Origin of the sequence: Zophobihabitans entericus (assembly GCF_011745665.1) — a bacterium.
Classification (GTDB): Bacteria; Pseudomonadota; Gammaproteobacteria; order Enterobacterales; family Orbaceae; genus Zophobihabitans; species Zophobihabitans entericus.
The window spans coordinates 1299655-1323464 of record NZ_CP050253.1; the positions used below are offsets into that span (position 1 = coordinate 1299655).

Genomic DNA, 23810 nt, shown 5'->3' on the forward strand with positions numbered 1-23810 from the left:
TTACAAGCTTGGTCATTAATGAGATGAAAGGAGGTGCTAAGCAGAAAAAATTTATTTAAGGTTTTTTTACATTCCCATTTTTTATTGTTTTGCCCTATCAATGATGTGATAGGGCTTTTTTATATCTAACTATTAGAGTTTAAAATATACTTAAATAAATCAAATGGTTATTTTTTTTAAAGAATTCAGATAAGTTAGGTATTCCTGAGCGCTATTCTTCAACTGTTTTGCTGAAGCTTGATTATCTTCTAAGCCATAAAATGCAAATAGTGGTTGATAACTGGGTTTGGCTACACGTTAGACCTGGCAAATGGCCAAGACAAAATGGTTATTATGTATTGGCTAAATGAATATAAAACCGTCATACGTTTTAACGAATTAAAGCGTTGTATTGATAATATCTTCTTTAAAACACTTAGCAGTACTTTAAAAGAATTAGAAAAAGATAACTTAATTATTCGCAAGGAAGTATCCGCAGATTCCTCCTAAAGTTGAATAGAGTTTATCTAAACATGGAAAATCACTAATTCCAATACTGGATATGATGTGTGAATGGGGTAATCAGCATCGGGATGATAAAGAGTACATTATTGAGGATTGAGCTATTTTTAATTCAAATGCTTTTTTGGAAAATTGAATCAAAATAAACTCACCTAATATGATTATTAACGATATTAGGTGAGATATAAAATGATATCTACTATGCTTTATCAGTTGTCAGATCGATATTTGACTGAGCTAACATTTCGGCTTGCTCTTCTTTAGTTAGTTTAGCTATACCAATACCCGTAAAGCCCCAGAACATGGCAAAGAAGATACCGCTCCAGCATAAAACAGCCCAAGGTAGATAGCTAAGAGTTGCAACACCAAGCGTACCTGCCATATAAGCGCCAGCTGCAGTCCATGGTAGGATTGGTTCAAAAATAGTGGCGGAGTCTTCGACTGTTCGGCTAAGATTTTTAGGATGTAGTCCTCTTTCTATATAAGCATTACGTAGCATTTCAATTGGAATCAGGATTGAAATTTGACCATTACACGTCACGCCAATCATAGTTAAACCACAAGTAATTGTTGCAAGAATCATCGTCCCGGTAGAGTGAACAAGTTTTAATAAACTATGTACAATCACTTCCAATGCTCCACTCAAGGCCAGCGTTCCAGCAAAAGAAAGAGCACAGAAACAGATTAGAAGTGTTCCCATCATGGAGTTCATGCCACCACGGTTTAATAGATTATGAATGATTGCAGGAACTTCACCATCGATCATGCTGACATTAAAGCCATCTACAGCACTTTTAATAATCTGTGGTAGCGCAAAATCCTGAATAAAATAAGCATTAAGCATAGCCACCAGAGCAGAAACTAACATCACCGGAATGGTTGGCTTTTTGGTAATTGATCCATAAATAACAATAGCAACAGGTAACAGGAGTAATAAGTTAAATGAATAAACATTGTATAAGCTATCAGTAATTAAGGTAATTCTGTCCGGGACACTTTCAGCCCCTAAATCGCTATTCATACCATAAACAGTCATGACAATCGCAGTCAGGATTAATGATGGTAGAGTAGTATACAGTAAGTGCCACATATGTTCATAAAGATCGACCTGTGCAGCAAGCGCAGCCAGATTGGTATCGCCAGAAAGAGGAGATAGCTTATCTCCAAAATAAGCACCAGCAACAACAGCACCAGCCGTTGCAGCAAGGTTTGCATCCATTCCCATGGCGACGCCCATAAATGCGACACCAATAGTACCAGCAGAGCCCCAGGATGTTCCGGTACACACAGATACTAAGGATGTAACAAGTAAAGCTGTGACATAAAGCATAGCAGGGCTGATCATTTTCAGACCATAATAGATCATTAATGGAATTGTACCGCCGATCATCCAGGTACCAATTAATAAACCAACACTAATTAGAATGAGTAGTGCAGGCATGGTTTTGGCAATTTTTTGAGAAATAGAACCCATGATTTCACTGTAGCTGTAGCCTAATCTTTTAACTAATAAGCCAGCAATGACAGTGGATAAAACCATAAGGGGTTCTGGGGGTAAATCAAAAGCGGCATATCCTCCTCCGAGTAAAATCACCATCGATAATATGGGAAATAAAGATTCAAACAGAGTCGGTGTTCTTGGTTTCTTAATATTTGTTGTTTTCATTTCAATACTACTCCTGACTATTTATAGGGAAAAGTACTAATAAGACGTTCAAATGCCTCGTTCAAAAGTGAACGAGGTGTAGCGATATTGATGCGGAAAAAGCCATCTCCACTGGCTCCAAAACCAGAGCCAAAACTCATTTCTACACCAGCCAGCTCTGTAAACCAGTGTTTCAGTTGTTGTTCGGTAATATTCATGTTTTTGTAATTGATCCAGAGCATATAAGTGCCATGACTATTTGTTACCTGCCACTGTGGAAAATGTTGTTGGCAAGTCTCTATGACCCACTTGCGGTTTTTAGCCAGATAGGTTTTAAGCTGTGTTAGCCACTGGTCACCCTGAGTGTAAGCCGCTAAATGCGCCGGAACAGAAAAATAACCCGGATTATGAATGCCAGCTGAAACTAAACAGGATTTGAATTTTTGACGGTATTTATCATTAGCAATGACAATATTTGCCACTTCCAGCCCGGCAATATTAAATGTTTTGGCTGGCGAGGTACAAATAAAAGAGTTTTGTGCAACATAAGTACTCAGTGCTGAAATAACCTGATGCTGCTCAGAATTAAAAATAAAGTCAGCATGAACATCATCAGAGATGATAAAGACCTGATATTTTTCAGCCAGTTCGGCAATTTTTATTAAATCTTGTTTTGACCAGACAGTACCTGTTGGATTGTGTGGTGAGATTAAAATAAAACATACAGACTGACGAAACTTTTCTTCTAAATCAGTAAAATCAATTTGGTAACGATTATTTGCATAGATTAACTGGCTTTCAAGTAAAGTGCGTTGATTAACAACCACAGCCTGACTAATCGGGCTATAGGCTGGTGATAAAATAGTGATTTTGTCACCGCTATGAGTGTAGTTTTGAATATAAAGTGAAACTGCCTGCACAACACGAGGGCAAAAAACAATATGTTCAGGATTAACCTTCCAGTGATAATGACGGTTAAACCATGCCGCTGTCACTGTATTCCAGTCCTTACTCAGTAAAGTGTAACCATAGATACTTTTCTGGACAAATTCTGCCAGTGAATTGACAATAAAATCAGGAGCAGCAATATCCATATCTGCCACAGATAAAGCAATGACATATTGATTGTCGTTACTCCATTTGGCACTGTAACTACCATGACGTGAAATAACATGTTCAAATTGAGATTCTGGCATGAGATTACCTGACTATGTGAGTTTGGTTAGCATCAAGATACTATGCAGTCAGGACAACAAGTTATTCTTATTTCTTTTATTGTCATTATGAAAATTGGTTTATGTGATACTTATCACAAGAAAACTAATTTTTATGTCATTTTTAATATTTTATTTCAATAAAAACAAGATGTTAATTTTATCTTCTTAGTAAAAAAACAAAATAATTGTGATATTTATCACGTTAATTAAATTTCATAATAACAATATAAAATACAGCAATAACAAATCTGAACAGTTACTTCTAATATGCTTTCATCAATATTCAGGATGTTCTTATTTCATCATCATTTCATTAGAGGTAACTGATCATGACTCACTATTTTGACAAAATTGACCAAATAAAATATGAAGGCACCACGTCTGATAATCCATTAGCATTTCGCCACTATAATCCGGATGAAATTATTCTGGGTAAGACGATGAAAGAACATCTGCGCTTTTCTGTCTGTTACTGGCATACCTTTTGCTGGCAGGGCTCTGATGTATTTGGTGCGCCAACTTTCAACTATCCATGGGCTAAAGGTAGTGATCCATTAACGATGGCTAAAGCCAAAGCAGAAGTGGCATTCGAGTTTTTCAAAAAACTAAACGTACCGTTTTATGCGTTCCATGATGTGGACGTAGCACCAGAAGGTGAGTCTGTTAAAGAATATATGTCTAATTTATCATCAATGGTAGATATACTTGCCCAAAAGCAAGCAGAAACAGGTGTTAAGTTACTTTGGGGCACAGCAAATGCGTTTAGTCACCCTCGTTATAGTGCCGGTGCATCGACCAATCCTGATCCTGAAGTGTTTTCATGGGCGGCGACACAAGTCGTTAATGCTATGCAGGCGACTAAAAAGCTGGGTGGTGAAAACTATGTGTTATGGGGTGGCAGAGAAGGTTATGAAACCTTATTAAACACTGACCTACGCAGAGAAAGAGAACAACTTGGTCGCTTTATGCAATTAGTTGTTGAACATAAACATAAAATAGGTTTTAACGGCACTATCTTAATTGAACCAAAACCACAAGAACCGACTAAGCATCAGTATGATTACGATGTGGCTACAGTGTATGGTTTTCTGAAACAGTTTGGTCTGGAAAAAGAGATCAAAATGAATATTGAAGCTAACCACGCAACACTGGCTGGGCATTCATTCCATCATGAAGTTGCCACTGCCTTATCTTTAGATATTTTTGGTTCACTGGATGCTAACCGTGGTGACCCACAGCTTGGCTGGGATACTGACCAGTTCCCTAATAGTGTTGAAGAAAATACACTGGTGATGTATGAAATTTTAAAATCTGGCGGCTTTAAAACTGGGGGCTTAAATTTTGATGCTAAGATACGTCGCCAAAGTACTGATAAATATGCACCATTCTATGGGCATATTGGTGCTATGGATACTATGGCATTATCTTTAAAATGTGCCGCTAAGTTACTTACTGATAAAGTGTTAGAAAATGAAATTAACAAACGTTATGCTGGCTGGGATAAATCACTAGGGCAGGATATTTTACAGAAAAGACTCTCTCTGGAAGATATTGCTCAGCACGTAGTAAAAAATAACTTAAATCCGGAGCATGTGAGTGGTGACCAGGAGCGCTTAGAAAATCTTGTAAACCGTTATATTTTTGGATAACACGAGTATTAAGACATTGCTCAGGCTGGTAATAATCAGCCTGAGCTTTAAAATAGATATGAGCTACATTATTTTTATAGTGATTGAGTAAACAAAGAGAGGGGGAAGTATGTATATTGGTATTGATCTTGGTACTTCTGGTGTCAAAGTAATTTTAATGGATGAACAGCAAAATATTCTTGATACACAGATGCAGCCTGTTCCTATTTCTCGTCCTCAGCCTTTGTGGTCAGAACAAAATCCAGAAGATTGGTGGTTAGCTACTGATTTGGCAATGCTGGCATTAAATGAAAAGTTTAATCTAACAGAAGTGAAAGCAATAGGATTAAGTGGACAGATGCATGGTGCAACCCTGCTCAATAAGCAAGGGGATGTCCTGAGACCTGCTATTTTATGGAATGATGGCCGATGTAGCGCAGAGTGTTTTGAGCTTGAACAACGAGTCCCAAATTCCAGAAAAATTACTGGTAATATTATGATGCCCGGGTTTACTGCACCTAAATTAAAGTGGGTTGCCCATCACGAACCGGCAGTTTTTGCTCAGATCGATAAAGTCCTTTTACCAAAAGACTATTTACGTTATAAAATGACGAATGAGTTTGCTTCTGATATGTCTGATTCAGCTGGTACGATGTGGTTAGATGTAGCAAAACGTGACTGGAGCGATGAATTACTCACCGCATGTGATTTATCACGTCACCACATGCCAAAGTTATATGAAGGCACAGAAATTACCGGAATGCTACTGCCTGATGTTGCTAAGCGTTGGGGATTAAATCAGACTCCTGTGGTCGCAGGTGGTGGAGATAATGCTGCTGGCGCTGTTGGTGTCGGATTATATGAGTCAGGGCAAGCGATGCTGTCTCTTGGAACATCCGGTGTTTATTTTATTGTCACTGATAAATTTTTAAGTAAACCAGAGCAGGCCGTTCATAGTTTTTGTCATGCTATTCCTGATACCTGGCACTTAATGTCAGTAATGTTATCTGCTTCTTCTTGTCTGGACTGGGCTTGTAACGCCTTAAATATTAGTAGTGTTGCGGAATTATTAACTTTAGTTGAATCATCTAAGCCAGCAAAAACGGCTGTTTACTTCTTACCTTATTTATCCGGAGAGAGAACACCATATAACAATCCGAACGCTAAAGGTGTGTTCTTCAATATGACCAATGAGCATAATTCTGTTGATCTGGCCAGAGCTGTTTTAGAAGGTGTCAGTTTTGCTTTAGCTAATTGTATGGAGGTACTACACAGTACAGGTGTTACACCAACCCAAATTAATGTTATTGGTGGCGGGGCGCGTAGTACTTATTGGTGCCAGCTGCTTAGTGATATGACAGGTAAAACGTTGACCCTGAGTGAAGGCGGCAATGTGGGGCCTGCGCTAGGAGCAGCTAAACTTGCGCAAATTGCTTGTCACCCAGACACACCTATTCATAAAATTATTACTCAGCCTAAAGTAATACAAAGCTTTGAACCGAATATGGCTAATTATGAGGATTATCAACAAAAAAGAGTGCTGTTTAATAAACTTTACCAGCAGATATCGCCATTATTTGAACTATAGATGAACTAATTGAGTACTATTCAAAATAAATGACTTGAATTGACTGATTGATTATTAATATGTTTTATCTAATCTTGTTGATAACTTAATGGAATTGTAGGTAACTTACCTATATCTTCGGCGTTTTTAAGCTATAATTGCGAAACGAGGTCATTCTGGTTGAGGCAAGTTTAATGCAAGAAAAGCGTAATAGAATTATTCTGCTGTTTAATGCCAATAAAGGCTACGATCGTCAGATTATAAAAGGTGTTGGCTATTTTCTACAGGCAACTCAGGTCAACTGGGATATCTATATTGCAGATGACTTTCGTGCTGACTTTAAAAACTTTCCGGTATTAACAGGTGACGGGATCATTGCCAACTTTGATGATCCTGATATCGTCGATTTATTAACTGATATTGAGATGCCAATTATTGGTGTTGGTGCTTCTTATAGTCATCCTCAGGATTATCCTTCCGTTCCTTATGTGGCAGTAGATAATGATGCACTGATTGAAAAGGCGTTTGATCATCTCTATTCAAAAGGAATTAAAGATTTTGCTTTTTATAGTATTCCGCCAAGTAAATATTGCCGCTGGGCGACAGAGAGAGAGAACTCCTTTAATCAAATTTTAACTAAAAAAGGATTATCTGGTTCTATTTATCAGGGGATGGAAACCACATTAGATAACTGGCAGCAAGCACAAAAAGAGTTGGTCGACTGGATTACTTCTTTACCTCAAAATACCGGTATTATTGCGGTTAATGATGCCCGTGCACGTCATATTTTACAAACCTGTGACCATATGGGGCTTAAGATCCCGGAACAATATTGTGTGATCGGTATTGATGATGAAGATATTATTAATTATCTGTCGCTGGTAACGCTTTCAACTATCGCTCAGGGCACAGAAGAGATGGGCTATAAGGCCGCCTCTATGTTACAAAAACTGTTGTTACATAAAGACATTGGCATGCCAAGAGTGTTGGTTGGACCTAAAACAATTATTGAGCGTCGTTCTACAGATTATCGTTCCGTGCATGACCCTTATGTCATGCAGGCTATTCATTTTATTCGTAACCACGCCTGTAGCGGTATCAAAACAGAGCAGGTGTTGGCAGAGGTCAGGCTTTCTCGTTCAAATTTAGAATCGCGCTTTAAAGCAGAACTGGGTAAAACGATTCATAATGTTATTCATGAAGAGAAGTTTGAAAAAGCCAAATATTTGTTAGTACATACCACACTTTCAATCAATGAGATTTATCAGATGTGTGGTTATCCTTCACTGCAATACTTTTATTTTTTATTTAAAAAACATTATAACCAAACGCCAAAAGAGTACCGGGAGCAAGGTACTCACCATTTGAATATATAAATGGTAATTCTGCGAGCCTTATCACATTAACTAAAAATCATAATGAATAGCTGAAAAAACAGAATAAGTAATAAATTCATTCTGTTCTATGGTAGAGCTTAAGATAAATTAAGCCTAAGGTTATCCATTACTTATGAATATTACATTACATAATCATTCCGGTATGACTCTGCAGTTTTCACCTATTGGCGCAACGTGGCTCTCTTGTTTATTACCCTTGTCTGATGGCTCGATAAGAGATGTTTTACTGCAATGTGCTGATGTTTCACAAAATAGTGAAGCGTTTATTGGTTCAACGATTGGTCGGTATAGTAATCGTATTAAAAATGCGACTTTACAGCATAATTTTACTCACTATCAGTTAATCGCAAATCAGGGAACTCATCAACTACATGGAGGCGTACAAGGTTTTCATACTCAGCGCTGGCAAATGATTAATCAACAGCAGAATCGTGTTATTTTTGGTTTAATGTCTGAAAATGGCGAGCAGGGCTTTCCTGGAGAGGTAAAGGCCACTGTAGATTTTATGCTTACAGAGCAAAATGAAGTCGTAATCAACTACATCGCAACAACCGATAAACTCACACCTATTAACCTGACTAATCACGCCTACTTTAATCTGGATGGTGGCGGAGATATTAAAGAACATCAACTGTATGTTGATGCTGATTATTACTTACCCGTAGACCGGGAAGGGATTCCTGAATCGGATTTGAAAAGTGTCACAGCTGGTGATATGGATTTGCGGGAATTACAGAAAATATCCGAGCATTTTTTACGCAGTAAAGATCGGCAATTGCTTAATGGTTATGACCATGCTTATTTATTAAATCCAGCAGCAAAAAATTTACAACAGCCTGCAGTAGTGCTTGTTTCATCAGATCAGGAAGTGACTTTACAGGTTTTGACTAATAAGCCGGCGGTACAAATTTATACAGGCAATAATTTAAAAGGGACTAAAGGAAAGATGGGTATCTACCAAAATTATGCAGGAATTGCGATAGAAACAGAATTTTTACCGGATAGTCCTAATCGACCTGACTGGCCACATCAAAGTAGCTGGTTTAATGATAAGGAGTTTTATTGCTATACCACCATTTACCGGTTTTCTGTGGGTAAAAAGTGACTTAAAAAAATTAATATAGCTGCTATATTGGTTTATGTATTTCTAGATTTTTTGTGTAAAAAAACCAGCTACTAATGAGCTGGTTTTTAGTAAATAGAGAGCTAATTATAAGGTACTAATAATTGCATCAGTGACAAACTCAGGATTAGCTTCAGAGGTGTTAACATCTTCATCACCTTGTTCGATTTTAAAATCACCAACCAGATGTGAATTATCCGCAAGGTATTTTACAAATCGATACTGGGCAAATGGAATTGTTAGTCCCACAGTGAAGATAATCATAAACAGATTACTGACCATCAGCCAGATAAACGGTAAGACTTGTAAGGTTGATTTGAGTTGAATACCGTTAATGCTGGTTTGATTAAAGGCAAAGTTACGTATTGCCACCATTCGGTAAGCGCTACCAATAACCACAAAAAAAATGATTGAAAGAATCAGGTAGAAAGTGGTCTGGATGATAAGGTTTAAATAAATATCTGGATAATAGATGACATAAACGACATAAGTAAGCAGATCAAAATAGAACTTAAATATTGCAAATAAGAATGGTGCCTGACATAACCATGCAATATATTCAATTTTGATTAAGCTACTTTTCTTAAATTCACCCTGAAACTTTTGTTCACCAAAAAAGATATTATTAACAAAATAGGTCAATCCCATAGAATTCAGGATGGCGCTAATTGGTGGAATACCAGCAATAAACAGAAGACAGATAATGGCAATAACAGACAGAGAAAAATCCCCTCCAGATATCATTGGACCAACAATACCGCCAGCAAGTATTGCAAATACAATAACAAAACCCAAAATAAGCAGTAGTGGTGCAATAAGCAGTACCCAATAAGCACGGCCAATATCACCTCTAAAGCTAAAATGTACACCATTTAAACTGGTCATGCGCATATGGAATTGCCAGCTTTTCACGATTAACCAAGGGAGGAAACAAAAAGCAATAAGAATAAAAATAGGAGCTATCTTTGGTGCAAAATACATAAGAAAAACAAAAACAAAATAAAAGGCCAGTGCGATTAAAAAGCCGATCAAATATTGAATAGGTGTGGCATGAAAATTAAAACGGTAACCGTTTACTTCCATATTTTGGTAGAAGTAACGTTTTAAATTAATAATGGCCCAAAAGCTATAAATACCTAAAGTACAGATAATAAGTAGTAAATTAAGAAAGTAAATCTTAAAACATTCGCCAAGAGTCCCGTGAAATTTTACCGTGTGTTGATTTTGTTGCATAGAATCATCCATTAATTATCATTTTTATATTAGAAAATCGCAGGCAAGTATAATACAAATTGTTATTTATCAAAAACAAATAATCGGCTTTATTTTTGTAGCAATAATAAGATAAATATGCTGAGCTATTTTATTAAACTGGGTTACCTAAGATTGCCAGCAAATGCTTTTTATTAGATCTCTCAGATGTATTTTAAGTGATCAAAAGCACTAATGATAAAGATCTTCTCGCCTCAATTTAGATCCTTCTAATATTATTTTTAAATTTATTCTGATCCCTCTGTTTTTTTATTTGTTATTTATTTGATCTCGTTTTTATCAGGTAACTGTACGATGAGTAACAGAATTTTTTAGATATTCAAATTGAACCAATAAACGAAAAGCGAAGTGATCTTAAATTGTTTTTTTATGATCATTTAATGAGATCTTTTTCTTTTAAATTAGATCTTATTTTTAATTAAATTTAGATCCTTTTTAATAATTAAATTATTATTATTTATATAATTAAATTTTAATTTATTTTAAATAATAGTTTATTTTTTAGTTAATATTAGTTATTATATAGTAGATTATTTAACCGAGAATTTAACTATGAATATTCGACCTGCTGACAACTGGCGTTGGTATTTTGATGATGAACATAACTGTTTGATGCTGGATTTATCAAACGGGATGGTCTTCCGTTCTCGTTATCCGGCTAAAATGCTGACTGTTGATGCGTTTAATACCTTTTCATTTTCTGTTGATGATGCGACGGCGTATTATCAATTCTATGAAAGCTGCGCTAAATTACCTATTTCTGAGCCGCTCAGAGTAGAGCTGGTGCTTAATGCCTTAATCGCCAGAAATTATTTAAAACCACAAATGCCAAAGAGTTGGTATTTTGTGCAACAGCCTATGGTCTTTCAGCCTAAAATCGGGGAGCTGGTTGAGGCGAGCGTACAAGATACCGGTGAAAGAATTGATTTGCTGGCGGTGGACGTGGGTGACTCGGCAACACTTTGTCTGATTACCAAACCATCTTTATTTATGGCTGGTAAGCAATTTGGTTTAGCTGATGCAGTAAAAGTGATGCATGACAGACTGGCGTCTAAAAATCATCTGCACTATATGCAGCGTGATGATAATGACGGACCAGATGAGTTATTACTCGATTTTCTGTGTAAGGTTTGCTGATAATACCCTAAAGTGATTTAGGGTATTAATTTTTTCAATAAAATCAGTAAGTTATATAATTGCATCAAAGAAAAAACTGCTTAAAAATCAAAAGGTTATATATTGACTATTTTGACAATTTTAGATTGGTTTTGGGTATACAGCTACAACTTAAAATTTTCTTCTCTCTTCTGACTGCACTATTTGTTAGTGGGGTCACTTCACCATCTTCCAAAACTAACTGACAACGACCACAAATACCAGCCCTGCATGAATAAGGAATCTTAATTTCGTGTAGCTCAAGTTGTTCAAGCAGAGTTTGTTGATTATTACCGGTGAATTTTTGTCCCTGATAGTCAATGGTGAATTCTTTGCTTGCTTCCGGCTCAAAGGGAGCTGATTTTTGGTATTGTTTAGCAGGCTTGGTTTCAAGGATTTCAATCGGACTATTCACTGAAATCGTACCACTATTTAATGCAATCATATTGATACCAAAATCGATCTGACCTTGCTCGTCACTACGGAACTGGCGCAGCGTATTTAATGGTTCATTGAGTTTACTGGCAATAGCAGACTGAGTATCAACCGTTGTTAATATACAGCGTGAACAAGGTTTGACCAGATCAAAAATAACATCGCCAATTTTAATTTGTTTCCAGCCATCTTCGGCAAATGGTAATGCGCCTGAAATAATAATATTACCGCAAAATCTGCCAATATTTAGCTGCTCAGGGCAGATTTTTTGCAGATAATCCAGTGAAGCCTGATTAAGTAACAGGTAAGGGTAACCGTCAGCAAATGAGAGGGAAACATCCGGATATCTTTTTATACGACGGGTTGATTGTTCACCCAGCCAGCGCAGTTGCACATCTTTTTGTAAATAGTTACTTAACCAGCGATTCACTGCAATAGATGCGATATAAGAGGAGAAGTGATTATTCCAGACTTCTGTCGGTTCTGGGTTACTGGAAAAATCTGAGTAATAAGCATCAATACTCTGTTGATTTGGAGCAACAATTTTTATACCATTCTCAAGCATAACAATTTTTAATAATAATAAATGATGATGTTGGCGAGCAGTAATGAATGTTCCATCCGGCTCTGTCACCATAAACCGACGGTCATGTTGAAATCCACTTTCTTGTATATTGCCTGCAGATAACGCAATACCTTGCATTGATTTTACTGGATAGAAAAATAGCTGATTAACAGTGATCATAATATTATTAGATTATTTTTTAATGGAATAAACAGAATTTAGAATAACAACTCTTTGCCTAGTCTGGATAGTATAAAATATGAATATAAATCGTCAATTAACATTTTATGATGGAGTAAAAGCCTGTATTCCAACTGTGCTTGGTTATATGAGTATTGGTCTGGCAACCGGCGTCATCGGCAATGCGTCTAATCTTAGTGTGCTAGAAGTAACACTGATGTCTATTATTGTCTATGCGGGTGCTTCACAATTTATTATTACTGGTATGATGTTAATTGGTAGTCCAATCTCTGCTATTGTTCTTACCGCATTCTTGATTAATTCCCGTCACTTTTTAATGAGTATGGCAACTGCACCTCATTTTAAGAGATATTCATTACTCAATAACATTGGTATTGGTTCATTGCTGACTGATGAAAGCTTTGCCGTGTCGATGAGCAGCATCAGTAAGAAAGAGCCGATAAATGACAGTTGGATGCATGGTCTGAATGTCACTGCATATTTATCCTGGATTGTGGCTTGCTTTTTAGGTGCCCTGATTGGTCAATGGTTGCCAGACCCGGAACCGTTTGGTTTAGATTTTGCCTTGGTTGCTATGTTTATCGGTCTGCTCTATTTACAATTGATCGGTGATAAAAGCAAGAAGATTGTGAAACTACTTATTGTGATGGCAAGCGTTGCGTTAATCCTGATTATTTTAATGCGCTTTATGTCGCCGGAAGCTGCACTGCTTGCAGCAACACTCATCGGTTGTTTAATTGGGGTGGTGATCGAAAAATGAATCTGACAACTTACTCATTACTGGTGATTTTAGGTTGTGGTATTGTTACCTGGTTGCCCCGTGTTATTCCTTTTATGTTGATTAGAAAGTTACAACTTCCTGATGTGGTAGTTCGTTTTCTCTCTTATGTGCCGGTCTGTATTTTAACGGCATTATTTGTGCAAAGTTTATTGGTACATAAAGACGGTCAATTCCCGGGAATAAATCAAAACGCATTAATTGCGTCAGTTCCGACAATTATTGCAGCGATTATTACTAAAAACTTATTGTGGATAGTGGTAGTGGGAATGGCTGCTATGGCTGGGGTTAGGTACTTTACTTAATCAAAGTAAGATAATTGGTGTTAATCAGAAAATTTTAAGGATAAATATTTCTTATTATTTTCTGTATTAGTTTAGTGATATATTGCACCGTACCAGCTTATTTCAATTTACTTATATTTAAATAGGAATCCTATCATGAGTCACTATTCCTCCGTTGACCAGTTTATTACCTCACTTCAAAAACGCGATCCACATCAACCAGAATTCTTACAAGCCGTACGTGAGGTATTAACTTCATTATGGCCTTTCTTAAAAGATAATCCACGTTATACCGAACAAGGATTATTAACACGAATTACTGAACCTGAACGTGTGATTCAATTTCGCGTAACCTGGGTTGATGATAAAGGACAAGTGCAGGTAAACCGTGCATGGAGAGTACAATTTAACTCAGCGATTGGTCCGTTTAAAGGTGGTATGCGTTTCCATCCGTCAGTAAATCTGTCTATTTTAAAATTCCTTGGCTTTGAACAAACCTTTAAAAATGCGTTAACTACACTCCCTATGGGTGGTGGTAAAGGTGGTTCTGACTTTGATCCTAAAGGGAAAAGCCATGGTGAAGTGATGCGTTTTTGTCAGGCACTAATCACTGAATTATATCGTCATTTAGGTCCGGATACAGACGTCCCGGCAGGGGATATTGGTGTTGGCGGCCGTGAAGTTGGCTTCATGACTGGTATGATGAAAAAATTAACCAATAACGCATCTTGTGTGTTTACGGGTAAAGGTCTGGCATTTGGCGGTAGTTTAATTCGTCCTGAAGCAACCGGTTATGGTTTAGTTTACTTTGTACAGGCGATGCTGAAAAAACAAGGTAAGAGCTTTGATGGTTTACGTGTCGCGATTTCTGGTTCAGGTAACGTGGCTCAATATTCAATTGAAAAATGTTTAGAGCTAGGCGCTAAAGTTGTTACTGTTTCTGACTCAAACGGTACAGTGGTTGATGAAGCTGGATTCACAAAAGAGAAACTGGCTCGTTTAATGGAAATCAAAAACGTGCAATATGGCCGTGTTGAAGATTATGCCAAAGAGTTTGGTTTAACTTTCCATAAAGGCCAAAAACCATGGAAAGTGAAAGCAGATATCGCACTACCTTGTGCAACCCAAAATGAACTTGATTTAGAAGACGCTAAGGCGTTGATTCAAAACGGGGTAATTGCAGTAGGTGAGGGTGCAAACATGCCAACCACTATCGAAGCAACAGAAGCATTTATTGCAGCTAACGTGTTGTTTGCTCCGGGTAAAGCAGCTAATGCCGGTGGTGTTGCAACTTCAGGTCTTGAAATGGCGCAAAACTCAGCACGTATGTCATGGACAGCAGAAACCGTTGATCGTGAATTACATCACATTATGCTGGCAATTCATGAGTCTTGTGTTCGTTATGGTGACCGTGGTAACGGTAAAGTGGTGAACTATGTTGATGGTGCAAATATTGCCGGCTTTGTAAAAGTGGCTGATGCAATGCTTGGACAGGGTGTAATCTAGTATTTTACTGACATTGAGTTAGTTTGATGAAAAACCGCCTTTAGGGCGGTTTTTTGTTTTGTGGTTGCGCGCTTTAAGGTCTTTGATATTGTGGAATATCCGCCTGTGTGTGAGCTTAGCGGTACTATTCTGATGCGCTTAGCATGCAAGCCATGTAACGCTTACTCTATAGCACAGATAAGTGCAGTTTGTATTCTATCAAAAACACACGTAAAGGGGCGTGCTCTCCCTGATAAACACCAGGCTCATATCAACGCAAGGCTTTGGTTTAGTTGCGCGACACAGTCGCGCTTTAAGGTCTTTGGTATCGTGGAGTATCAGCTTGTGTGTGAGCTTAGCGGCACTATTCCGATGCGCTGAACATGCAAGTCATGTAACGCTTACTCCATAGCACCGCTAAGCTCAGTATACATTGAATAATATTTACTGATAAAAGATTAAGAGATTATCTTTTAGATTTTTAAAGAGAAACAGAAATATGTGAATGAAAAATCAATAGAATCAAATAATTATTATTAATATAACAATTTGATTTTATTAAGGTTTTTATGTTAAAAATATATTGAAATTGTTGCTAGTTCTTTAGAACACTGGATTTGAATTTGATGGAGAGCGTATTCCATAGGTCTTAGCGAGTCCTCGAGCGGGTGCCTATGGTGTACGGTAGGCCATCAAACCCACGGACTATCCAACATCACCAAAACATAGCGCCCGGGCGGCGCTGTCCGCCCCAAAAACCATGCTAATAACATCACAAATCTAAAAAGTACGTTCTTTATCAAACTCACGGAACCTACAACCTTACCAAAAACATAGCGCCCAGGCGGCGCTGTCCGCCCCAAAAACTATGCTAATAACATTCACTGATTTTGGTCATAAAAAAAGCACGGTATAAACCGTGCTTTTTATTTTTAGATATTAACTATTCAGCTATCTTTTGATTCTTGGCTAACTGATTGAGTAGTTTTTGTGCTTCATCCTGCTTGCCCTGAGTTGCAAGGTGGACAGCCATCTCTTTTTGATAAGCAACAGTATTTCTGACCGCTCTTGGCTGGTCTTTCCACCAGTTATACAATGCATTAACATCATTATTGTTTGCTAACTGCTGAATACGTGCCAGATAGACTGCTTGTTTATGCTGGTCTAAATATTGTTCGGTATATGTTGCTGCTTTATACATCGATGGGAATAGTCCAATCGCAGCCTGATAATCCTGCAACTGACAATAGACTTTGTCCGCCATTTTTAACAGCTCATTATTACGTGGGTGATCATCCAGTAACTGTTCGATATGATAGCGGGCAGTTGTCACTTCATTATTTTGTACTTCAATACGAATCTGAGTCAGCTGAAAAGCAAAACGTTCTTTATCCTGACAATGAGGTGCCGCTTTTTCCAGCAGCTGATAGGCTGAAGTAATATCGTTATTATTTAAAGCAGCACGAACAGCCTGCAGATAAGTTACTGCAATATTATGGGAATATTTAGCGCCTTGAGTATACAGTTTCTGCGCTTTTTTGTAGTTGCCTTCCAGCATCATAAGATTAGCGATTTCCAGACGTTTGGTTGAGCGTTTTGGTGAAACAAGTCTCATCCAGCGGCCAAGCAGTGAGCTGGTGCCGGTAATCTTTTTAATCAGCCAGTAGATCAGATATAAGACCACAAACAGAATCGCTTCCAGCACCAAGAAGGTGGTAAAGCTCATTTTGATTCGGTAACCGGCTAACTGGAAAAATGCAATTCCCTGATGTCCTGCAATCATCGGCCCAACGATAAGGCCTGCGATCAATATTAAGAAAATAATAAGTGTCTTTAACATTCTTATTCTCCTAGTTTACTGATAAAAGTGAACGAACGCGGGTTTGCATGAGTTTATCCAGCGCTAAGGCACTTTCCAGCTGTTCTGGTAGGTGTTTATTAGAAACCGGTTGCTGTTGCAATGTATCCAGTTCTTCTAAAAACGCTAAAGTATTTGGTTGCTTAGTATTGAAATAAGCATGTACCCAGACAGAAACATCTGACAGAGCGCGTTGATAAATTTCTTCCTGATGTCTAGGGATCGCCTGAGCAGCAATAAAGAGTTGCAGACGAATATTCTCTCTTAGATACATAGATTGTTCAGGTGTGATTAACGCTTTATAGACCTGACAATTATTCAGCTTACTGATGTCCTGGCCAGCGCCAGCGACACATTCAGAGAAAGTGTCATATTTTTCAATAGAGATGAATTTCTCCATAAAGCCCTGACCTGATTTGAGCAGATTCTTCGACCAGTCTTTAATTGAGAAGGAGATTTCATCAGAGCTTAAATCACTGGTTGGCTCAGTTTCTAAGCTACCAATAGTGTCATCTGATGGCTGAACATCTGATGAGAAGGAGTCATCGTGTGTGGTTAAACCAAGTTCAATCGTTTCATAATGATCAACCAGTGGCAGTTCTGTGATTTGGTCTGCCAGAGTCATCAGCTTCATCACAATACCATCAAAATCAACATAACTAATTTTAGCCAGTGCTGAGATATCACGGTTAATAGCCTGACGCGCCGGTAATAAACTCGGATCGTTGGCTTCAGCTAAACTGGCATCAGCACTTTTAAGTAGTAAACGAGCAGTGATAAAGTCCTGATCATTCCAGATTTTACGGCCAGCGAGAGTCACCAGATAATTCGCCTGAGAGATTAGCCAAATATTATTATCCGTTGTTGACATGGCTGATAACTGCTCATGTAAACCCTGAATATTTTGTTCTGTTACTTTCAGTGCATCATTCACCTGAGCCATAAACTGCTGCTGAGATTTGGTCTGATCACTGACTTGTGCATTTAAAGTATTTTGTAAATTAGTTAACTGCTGCCCTTGATTTGACTGGCTTGAGCTGGTAATTTTTTGAACTTCCTGCTGGATTGTACCTTTGATTGAAGCCAGTTCATTTTGCAGTTGATCAATTGTAGCTTTTTGCTGGTTAGCCTGATTATGACCATGAAAATACATTCCGCCAGCCAGACCCAGGGTTAACAGTATTGCCACAATTGATAATTTAGAAACTGGCGCTTTCACCTTAACTGGTTTGACCTTTTCCGGTTCAGCTGGCGTATCCTGCATATCCGTTTGCTGTTCTTTCTCTTTCATATTATCCGTCTTCTTCGATTTGTTGTTTTTCTGATTGTTTTTATTGTTTGCTTTCTTCGTATCTGCGGGTGTCTCACTCTCTACAGACACGGTTTCTGATTTTATTTCGTCAACTGTTTCAACAACTTCATTTTCATTGATTGCTGAACTGGTCGAAGTGTCATTAGATTCCGTTTCAACCGCTGTTGGAGTTGTAACTTCACTATTATTTTCGCTTTGTTGTGAATTTTCATTCTCTGGCAATGATTTGTTGTCAGTCATGATGACTCCTGATTGCTTGTTAATTAGACACATTATGACATACAGTCGTAATGGTTTTAAACAAAATTTGATTGTTAGCTGAATCGGCTAACATAATGCGGTGCCAGCCTAGTTGTTTTGCCTTATTGGCAATGCGTGGACTACTTACAATTAACTGACATAATAAACGCTGTTTACTGGTGATCAGAAGGTCCAGCCGAATCAGTGTTTCAATATTGGTGATAATAATTGTGGTGTTATTTTCCCAGCCGGAAAAATCATAATCATCGCGATCAACCGGTGCACGTCTGTAGCACTCACAATAGCTGACATCTGCTCCGCGTGATGAAAGAATACTGCTCAGTAATTCACGCCCATGATTACCACGTAAGATCAGAATACGTTTATTCGTGACTTTTCGAAGTGAACGCAACGCCAGTAATGCCTCACTGTTTTCATCTTTTTTAGGGTAAATAACCGGGGTCTTTGTTAGTGTTTCAAATAGCTTCGCGGTTTTTTCACCAATCGCTAAATAGGTTAAATTGGTGGGAAAAGTAAGCTGAATTCTGAGCGTTGCAATAGCATTGATAACTTGTGGTGATACAGCAATCACCAAATCTCCCTCTTGTAATTGAGAGAGTTTGTCTGATAGCTCGGAGAGTTCAGCCCCTGTTTCAATTGTGAACAGCGGAAAGTGCAAGGCCGGGATTCCAGCCTGTTCAAGTAGTTGTACAAGCTCTTCACCGTATGGAGAGGGGCGAGTAACAATCATCATGATGCTGAATATACCTCATCTAAAATCGCTTTAGCGCCGTTACTAAGCAGTTCGTTAGCCAGTTCGATACCAATTTGTTCTGCCAGAGCAGGTTGAGTGGTACGTGCTGCGCGGATAATGGTTTTACCATCTAAGCTGCCAACCAGTGCATTAACAACTAATTGATTATCTTTTAATTCCGCGTAGCAACCAATAGGTACCTGACAGCCGCCTTGTAGTTGTTTGTTCATCGCACGTTCTGCTATTAAGCAGGTACGGGTTGGTGCATGATCAAGCGGAGCCAGTAAATCTTTAACTCTCTGATCACCAGCTCGTCCTTCAATACCTACCGCGCCTTGTCCAACAGCAGGGAGTATTTGAGTAACATTAAGAGCTTTGGTGATACGTGAGGCTAAATTGAGACGTTTAAGTCCTGCCACGGCTAAAATGATGGCATCAAATTCACGGTTATCCAGTTTAGACAAGCGCGTACCGACGTTACCTCTTAAATCTTTGATGATAAGGTGAGGATACTTGGCTTTAATCTGGCACTGTCTACGCAGGCTTGAAGTTCCCACAATGGCACCGACAGGCAACTCTTCAAGGCTTTGATAATGGTTCGAGACAAATGCATCACGGGGATCTTCCCGCTGACAAATGGTTAATAGGGCAAGCTCCGCCGGAAATTCTGCCGGAATATCTTTCATAGAATGCACGGCGATATCGGCTTCATTATCTAAAATAGCTTGTTCGAGTTGTTTGACAAACAGACCTTTACCGCCGATTTTAGCCAATGGCGTATCCAGTAAAACATCACCCTGAGTGACCATAGGTACCAGCTCAACCGTCAGATTGGGATGAAAATGCATGAGCTGCTCTTTGACAAAGTTAGCTTGCCAAAGGGCTAATGGACTTTTTCTGGTTGCGATTCTAATTACTTGTTGCATCAATATTTTACTCAAAAATCAAAGGTTTTTAAGTCTTTGATTTTATTGAAGAAATTATTTAATTTGTTGAGTTAATTCAATAGCATAGCCAATATAATTAGCTGGCATTAGCTGTTTTAAACGAGTCTTTTCTGCTTCCGGTAAATCCAGTGAATCAATAAATTGTTTCATTCCTTCAGCGTCAACGCGTTTACCACGAGTTAACTCTTTGAGCTTTTCATACGGCTTTTCAATGCCATAACGGCGCATAACTGTTTGAATTGGCTCGGCCAGTACTTCCCAGTTATGGTCAAGTTCATTCACTAAATGAGCCTGATTAACTTCCAACTTATTCAGGCCTTTTAAAGTAGATTGATAAGCAATGAGTGCATAACCCAGGCCAACACCTAAATTACGTAAAACTGTCGAGTCAGTCAGATCACGCTGCCAGCGGGAGACAGGGAGCTTAGCTGAAAGGTGTCCCATCACTGCGTTAGCCAGACCTAAATTGCCCTCTGAATTTTCAAAATCAATTGGATTGACTTTATGCGGCATGGTTGATGAACCAATCTCACCGGCAATTGTTTTTTGTTTGAAATGGCTGAGTGCAACATAGCCCCAAACATCCCGGTCAAAGTCGATCAGAATTGTGTTAAAACGGCAGATACAATCAAATAGCTCTGCAATATAGTCATGGGGCTCAATTTGAGTGGTGTAGGGATTCCATTCAATACCAAGAGATGTTACAAATTCCTGACTAAATTGGTGCCAGTTGATTTCCGGGTAGGCAGAGATGTGTGCGTTGTAGTTACCAACCGCACCGTTAATTTTGCCCAGAATTTCACAATGATTAAGTTGTTTAAGTTGTCTGTCCATACGATAAGCGACATTGGCAAACTCTTTACCCATCGTTGATGGTGTTGCCGGCTGACCATGAGTACGGGAAAGTAGTGGGATTTCAGCATATTCCAGCGCAAGTGATTTCACTTTATCGATCAGTTTTTTCCAGTAAGGAAGAACGATTGTTTGTCTTGCTTCGCTCAACATTAAGGCATGGGAAAGATTATTGATATCTTCTGAAGTACAGGCAAAATGAATGAATTCAGATACGGCATGTAGTTCTGGTACACTGGCAATTTTCTCTTTCAGAAAATATTCAACCGCTTTTACGTCATGGTTAGTAGTTTTCTCAATGGTTTTAATGCGCTGAGCATCTTCTTCATTAAAATTATCTGCAATTTGGTTTAAGTATTGATTAGCTGAATTACTAAACGCCGGAACTTCAGGAATACCTTTATGTTGAGAGAGTTTTTGTAACCAGCGAATTTCAACGAGTACACGATATTTTAATAAACCGAACTCACTAAAAATAGAGCGTAGTTCTGTTGTTTTATCGCCGTAGCGGCCATCAATTGGAGAAATTGCAGTAAGAGAAGATAATTCCATCAGTATAAACTCCAGTACTTAGTTAATATAAGGACTTAATAATTAATATTCGGTAAGTAATTCTTGTGCTGCCTGAACAATCTTTTTACGAGAAAAAATAAACTGCCAGCGAGTGCCACCAACCTGATACCATAAAATAGCAGCTCGTACGCAGGCAAACAGAGCAGTACGTACTTTTGCTTGTACCAGTGTATTTTGTAGATATTCTATCTTTCCCATCACTTTAATTTTAGCGGCAACCGGACTGATAATATCAGAGTAAATGCCAGCTAAAGAGTAGGAGAGCTCGTCAGAATGGGTGGCAACTTCTTCCAGTGACATTTCCGGATGCATGGAAGCCACGCGCTGAATACGCATCCCGATATCGTTTAATGTTTCTGGTTGATTACGCAGTTTATGAGTAATACCAAGTGTACCAAATGTGTACCGGAGCACATCAGCATTCTCTTTTTGTTCTGAACCCAGTACCGAAACTAAAAGTTTCAGACCTGACTGAATATCCTTTCGCTCGCCAAAAACATTTAAGGTTGACGATGGGGAAGTGTTAAATACACTGCGCATTCCCAGATAGTATAGCTCTCTGTCACAGTTACCAGTATTCGCCAGTTGTGGAACCAAGGATGCACTTTGACATACGCCAGCAAGGGCAATAGCGATATCATGATATTTAGTCATCGGTTTGCTCCTTTGGGAAGTTATCTTTCAGGCAGGTTTCAATGATTCCTCCGCCTAAACAAACTTCATCAATATAGAATACAGCAGATTGCCCGGGGGTCACCGCTGCAACAGGCTCATCAAAAATTACCTGAATTTGGTTATTATTTAGTGGTGTTACAGTACAAGGAATATCCTGCTGACGATAACGAGTTTTCACCACGCAACGAAATGGTGCAGTCACTACTTTGCGGTCAACCCAGTGAAGTTGTTGTGCAATCAGACCGGTAGAAAACAGGGCAGGGTGATTGTGACCTTGCGCTACAATTAGTTCATTATTTTGTAGATCTTTATCAACCACGTACCATGGTGTTTCATCGGCATCTTTCAGGCCTCCGATGTGTAAACCTTTACGCTGTCCAAGTGTGTGATACATCAGACCCTGATGTTCACCAATAATTTTACCATCAACAGTTCTGATTTTACCCGGCTGGGCAGGTAAGTAGCGGGCTAAGAAGTCAGTAAATTTACGTTCGCCGATAAAACAGATACCAGTAGAATCTTTCTTTTTAGCGGTAACCAGATCGAGTTGTTCGGCAATTTTGCGAACTTCGGGTTTTTCCAATTCACCGACCGGGAACAGGCTTTTACTGATCTGTTCTTCACTCAGCGTATACAGGAAGTAACTCTGGTCTTTATTGCTATCAAGGCCTCTTAGCAGTTGAGTTTTACCATCAATATCACGACGGCGAACATAGTGGCCAGTGGCGATATAATCTGCACCAAGGTCTTCAGCGGCATATTCTAAAAAGGCTTTGAATTTGATCTCTTTATTACACAGAATATCCGGATTAGGTGTTCTGCCAGCTTTATATTCTGCCAGAAAATGCTCAAATACATTATCCCAATATTCAGCGGCAAAATTGATGGTGAGTAATTTGATGCCTAATTTGTCACACACAGCCTGAGCATCAGCTAAATCTGTTGCTGCTGAACAATATTCTTCATTATCGTCTTCTTCCCAGTTTTTCATGAACAGACCAATGACTTCATAGCCTTGTTGCTGAAGTAAATAAGCCGAAACAGAAGAATCAACACCGCCAGACATACCAACAATCACTTTGGTGTGAGCGGGATCTTTTGTGTGTGAATGAATATTGTGACTAGGCATAGGTAAATATCTTTAGACAATTAATTATTAGCATGAACATAAACCGTGATTTTAGCATAACTGAGATAAAATGGGTATGTTTCTTCTCTTGAGTGATGTAAGAATAATTGTCTGTAATGACATAGTTATTGTAGTTACAAAAACAGGGAATAAATGGAGAAAATTTTTGATAAAATGGTGCGCAAGACTTGTGGGACTATTTAAAAACAACATTAAA

The 23810-nt window shown here is 38.5% G+C and carries 19 protein-coding genes and 1 pseudogene; 9 read left to right on the forward strand and 11 right to left on the reverse strand.

The features are described from left to right. Positions 1–273 precede the first annotated feature (273 nt). Positions 274–601: pseudogene (locus IPMB12_RS12245) on the forward strand (winged helix-turn-helix transcriptional regulator). 99 nt (positions 602–700) lie between these two features. On the opposite strand, the gene nhaC reads toward IPMB12_RS12245, so the two are convergent. Both nhaC and IPMB12_RS05815 read right to left on the reverse strand, forming a co-directional pair. Then, a complete protein-coding gene (nhaC, locus tag IPMB12_RS05810) occupies positions 701–2167 on the reverse strand; it encodes a Na+/H+ antiporter NhaC (protein WP_166915851.1) in 1467 nt (488 codons plus the stop codon). A gap of 17 nt (positions 2168–2184) precedes the next feature. Next, entirely contained in the window at positions 2185–3342 is a 1158-nt protein-coding gene (locus IPMB12_RS05815) for a MalY/PatB family protein (protein ID WP_166915853.1), read from the reverse strand. A 350-nt stretch (positions 3343–3692) separates the two neighbouring features. Between IPMB12_RS05815 and xylA the strand changes: the two genes are divergently transcribed. From xylA to IPMB12_RS05835, 4 genes are all read left to right on the forward strand, one after another. After that, entirely contained in the window at positions 3693–5012 is a 1320-nt protein-coding gene (xylA, locus tag IPMB12_RS05820; RefSeq protein ID WP_166915855.1) for a xylose isomerase, read from the forward strand. A 109-nt stretch (positions 5013–5121) separates the two neighbouring features. Continuing rightward, entirely contained in the window at positions 5122–6579 is a 1458-nt protein-coding gene (xylB, locus tag IPMB12_RS05825) for a xylulokinase (protein WP_166915857.1), read from the forward strand. 173 nt (positions 6580–6752) lie between these two features. Beyond that, positions 6753–7934, forward strand: a complete 1182-nt coding sequence (locus tag IPMB12_RS05830; protein WP_166915859.1) for a XylR family transcriptional regulator — start codon at positions 6753–6755, stop codon at positions 7932–7934. 133 nt (positions 7935–8067) lie between these two features. Beyond that, the gene (locus tag IPMB12_RS05835; protein WP_166915861.1) at positions 8068–9060 is read left to right on the forward strand and encodes a galactose-1-epimerase; all 993 of its coding nucleotides are present in this window, start codon (positions 8068–8070) and stop codon (positions 9058–9060) included. Positions 9061–9165: 105 nt separating this feature from the next. Here IPMB12_RS05835 and IPMB12_RS05840 read toward each other — a convergent pair whose 3' ends face one another. Then, a complete protein-coding gene (locus IPMB12_RS05840; RefSeq protein WP_166915863.1) occupies positions 9166–10311 on the reverse strand; it encodes a YjgN family protein in 1146 nt (381 codons plus the stop codon). 591 nt (positions 10312–10902) lie between these two features. Here IPMB12_RS05840 and IPMB12_RS05845 point away from each other — a divergent pair. Next, positions 10903–11487 (forward strand): cell division protein ZapC, encoded by a 585-nt coding sequence (locus tag IPMB12_RS05845; RefSeq protein WP_166915865.1) that lies wholly within the window; start codon positions 10903–10905, stop codon positions 11485–11487. Between the two features lie 106 nt (positions 11488–11593). Here the strand turns inward: IPMB12_RS05845 and IPMB12_RS05850 are convergent, their stop codons facing one another. Beyond that, positions 11594–12685 (reverse strand): YcbX family protein, encoded by a 1092-nt coding sequence (locus IPMB12_RS05850; RefSeq protein WP_166915867.1) that lies wholly within the window; start codon positions 12683–12685, stop codon positions 11594–11596. Between the two features lie 79 nt (positions 12686–12764). Between IPMB12_RS05850 and IPMB12_RS05855 the strand changes: the two genes are divergently transcribed. The 3 genes from IPMB12_RS05855 to gdhA all read left to right on the forward strand — a co-directional run bounded on the left by IPMB12_RS05855 (position 12765) and on the right by gdhA (position 15274). After that, positions 12765–13466 (forward strand): AzlC family ABC transporter permease, encoded by a 702-nt coding sequence (locus IPMB12_RS05855; RefSeq protein ID WP_166915869.1) that lies wholly within the window; start codon positions 12765–12767, stop codon positions 13464–13466. Beyond that, a complete protein-coding gene (locus tag IPMB12_RS05860) occupies positions 13463–13789 on the forward strand; it encodes an AzlD domain-containing protein (RefSeq protein ID WP_166915871.1) in 327 nt (108 codons plus the stop codon). The genes IPMB12_RS05855 and IPMB12_RS05860 overlap by 4 nt, the downstream gene beginning before the upstream one ends. 135 nt (positions 13790–13924) lie before the next feature. Next, positions 13925–15274: an NADP-specific glutamate dehydrogenase gene (gdhA, locus tag IPMB12_RS05865; protein WP_166915873.1), complete on the forward strand. Its 1350-nt coding sequence runs from the start codon at positions 13925–13927 to the stop codon at positions 15272–15274. 922 nt (positions 15275–16196) lie between these two features. Here the strand turns inward: gdhA and IPMB12_RS05870 are convergent. Genes IPMB12_RS05870 through mnmA form a run of 7 tightly spaced genes read right to left on the reverse strand, consistent with a single transcriptional unit; the run spans position 16197 to position 23593 of the window. Next, the gene (locus IPMB12_RS05870; protein WP_166915875.1) at positions 16197–17093 is read right to left on the reverse strand and encodes a heme biosynthesis HemY N-terminal domain-containing protein; all 897 of its coding nucleotides are present in this window, start codon (positions 17091–17093) and stop codon (positions 16197–16199) included. A 10-nt stretch (positions 17094–17103) separates the two neighbouring features. Beyond that, positions 17104–18663 (reverse strand): uroporphyrinogen-III C-methyltransferase, encoded by a 1560-nt coding sequence (locus IPMB12_RS05875; protein ID WP_166915877.1) that lies wholly within the window; start codon positions 18661–18663, stop codon positions 17104–17106. 19 nt (positions 18664–18682) lie between these two features. Next, positions 18683–19417, reverse strand: a complete 735-nt coding sequence (locus tag IPMB12_RS05880) for a uroporphyrinogen-III synthase (protein WP_166915880.1) — start codon at positions 19415–19417, stop codon at positions 18683–18685. Beyond that, positions 19414–20343, reverse strand: a complete 930-nt coding sequence (gene hemC / locus IPMB12_RS05885; protein WP_166915882.1) for a hydroxymethylbilane synthase — start codon at positions 20341–20343, stop codon at positions 19414–19416. Before hemC ends, IPMB12_RS05880 begins: the two co-directional genes overlap by 4 nt. Before the next feature lie 54 nt (positions 20344–20397). Continuing rightward, positions 20398–21768, reverse strand: coding sequence for an adenylosuccinate lyase (purB, locus tag IPMB12_RS05890; protein WP_166915884.1), 1371 nt, complete (start codon positions 21766–21768; stop codon positions 20398–20400). A gap of 42 nt (positions 21769–21810) precedes the next feature. Continuing rightward, positions 21811–22443, reverse strand: coding sequence for a high frequency lysogenization protein HflD (hflD, locus tag IPMB12_RS05895; RefSeq protein ID WP_166915886.1), 633 nt, complete (start codon positions 22441–22443; stop codon positions 21811–21813). Next, complete coding sequence (mnmA, locus tag IPMB12_RS05900) at positions 22436–23593, reverse strand: tRNA 2-thiouridine(34) synthase MnmA (protein ID WP_166915888.1); 1158 nt, start codon at positions 23591–23593, stop codon at positions 22436–22438. The genes hflD and mnmA overlap by 8 nt, the downstream gene beginning before the upstream one ends. Between the last annotated feature and the right edge of the window lie 217 nt (positions 23594–23810).

Excerpts from the sequence above, each read along its gene's own strand:
- nhaC (WP_166915851.1), bottom strand. The coding sequence starts at position 2,167 with ATGAAAACAACAAATATTAAGAAACCAAGAACACCGACTCTGTTTGAA.
- IPMB12_RS05815 (WP_166915853.1), bottom strand. The coding sequence starts at position 3,342 with ATGCCAGAATCTCAATTTGAACATGTTATTTCACGTCATGGTAGTTAC.
- xylA (WP_166915855.1), top strand. The coding sequence starts at position 3,693 with ATGACTCACTATTTTGACAAAATTGACCAAATAAAATATGAAGGCACC.
- xylB (WP_166915857.1), top strand. The coding sequence starts at position 5,122 with ATGTATATTGGTATTGATCTTGGTACTTCTGGTGTCAAAGTAATTTTA.
- IPMB12_RS05830 (WP_166915859.1), top strand. The coding sequence starts at position 6,753 with ATGCAAGAAAAGCGTAATAGAATTATTCTGCTGTTTAATGCCAATAAA.
- IPMB12_RS05835 (WP_166915861.1), top strand. The coding sequence starts at position 8,068 with ATGAATATTACATTACATAATCATTCCGGTATGACTCTGCAGTTTTCA.
- IPMB12_RS05840 (WP_166915863.1), bottom strand. The coding sequence starts at position 10,311 with ATGCAACAAAATCAACACACGGTAAAATTTCACGGGACTCTTGGCGAA.
- IPMB12_RS05845 (WP_166915865.1), top strand. The coding sequence starts at position 10,903 with ATGAATATTCGACCTGCTGACAACTGGCGTTGGTATTTTGATGATGAA.
- IPMB12_RS05850 (WP_166915867.1), bottom strand. The coding sequence starts at position 12,685 with ATGATCACTGTTAATCAGCTATTTTTCTATCCAGTAAAATCAATGCAA.
- IPMB12_RS05855 (WP_166915869.1), top strand. The coding sequence starts at position 12,765 with ATGAATATAAATCGTCAATTAACATTTTATGATGGAGTAAAAGCCTGT.
- IPMB12_RS05860 (WP_166915871.1), top strand. The coding sequence starts at position 13,463 with ATGAATCTGACAACTTACTCATTACTGGTGATTTTAGGTTGTGGTATT.
- gdhA (WP_166915873.1), top strand. The coding sequence starts at position 13,925 with ATGAGTCACTATTCCTCCGTTGACCAGTTTATTACCTCACTTCAAAAA.
- IPMB12_RS05870 (WP_166915875.1), bottom strand. The coding sequence starts at position 17,093 with ATGTTAAAGACACTTATTATTTTCTTAATATTGATCGCAGGCCTTATC.
- IPMB12_RS05875 (WP_166915877.1), bottom strand. The coding sequence starts at position 18,663 with ATGACTGACAACAAATCATTGCCAGAGAATGAAAATTCACAACAAAGC.
- IPMB12_RS05880 (WP_166915880.1), bottom strand. The coding sequence starts at position 19,417 with ATGATGATTGTTACTCGCCCCTCTCCATACGGTGAAGAGCTTGTACAA.
- hemC (WP_166915882.1), bottom strand. The coding sequence starts at position 20,343 with ATGCAACAAGTAATTAGAATCGCAACCAGAAAAAGTCCATTAGCCCTT.
- purB (WP_166915884.1), bottom strand. The coding sequence starts at position 21,768 with ATGGAATTATCTTCTCTTACTGCAATTTCTCCAATTGATGGCCGCTAC.
- hflD (WP_166915886.1), bottom strand. The coding sequence starts at position 22,443 with ATGACTAAATATCATGATATCGCTATTGCCCTTGCTGGCGTATGTCAA.
- mnmA (WP_166915888.1), bottom strand. The coding sequence starts at position 23,593 with ATGCCTAGTCACAATATTCATTCACACACAAAAGATCCCGCTCACACC.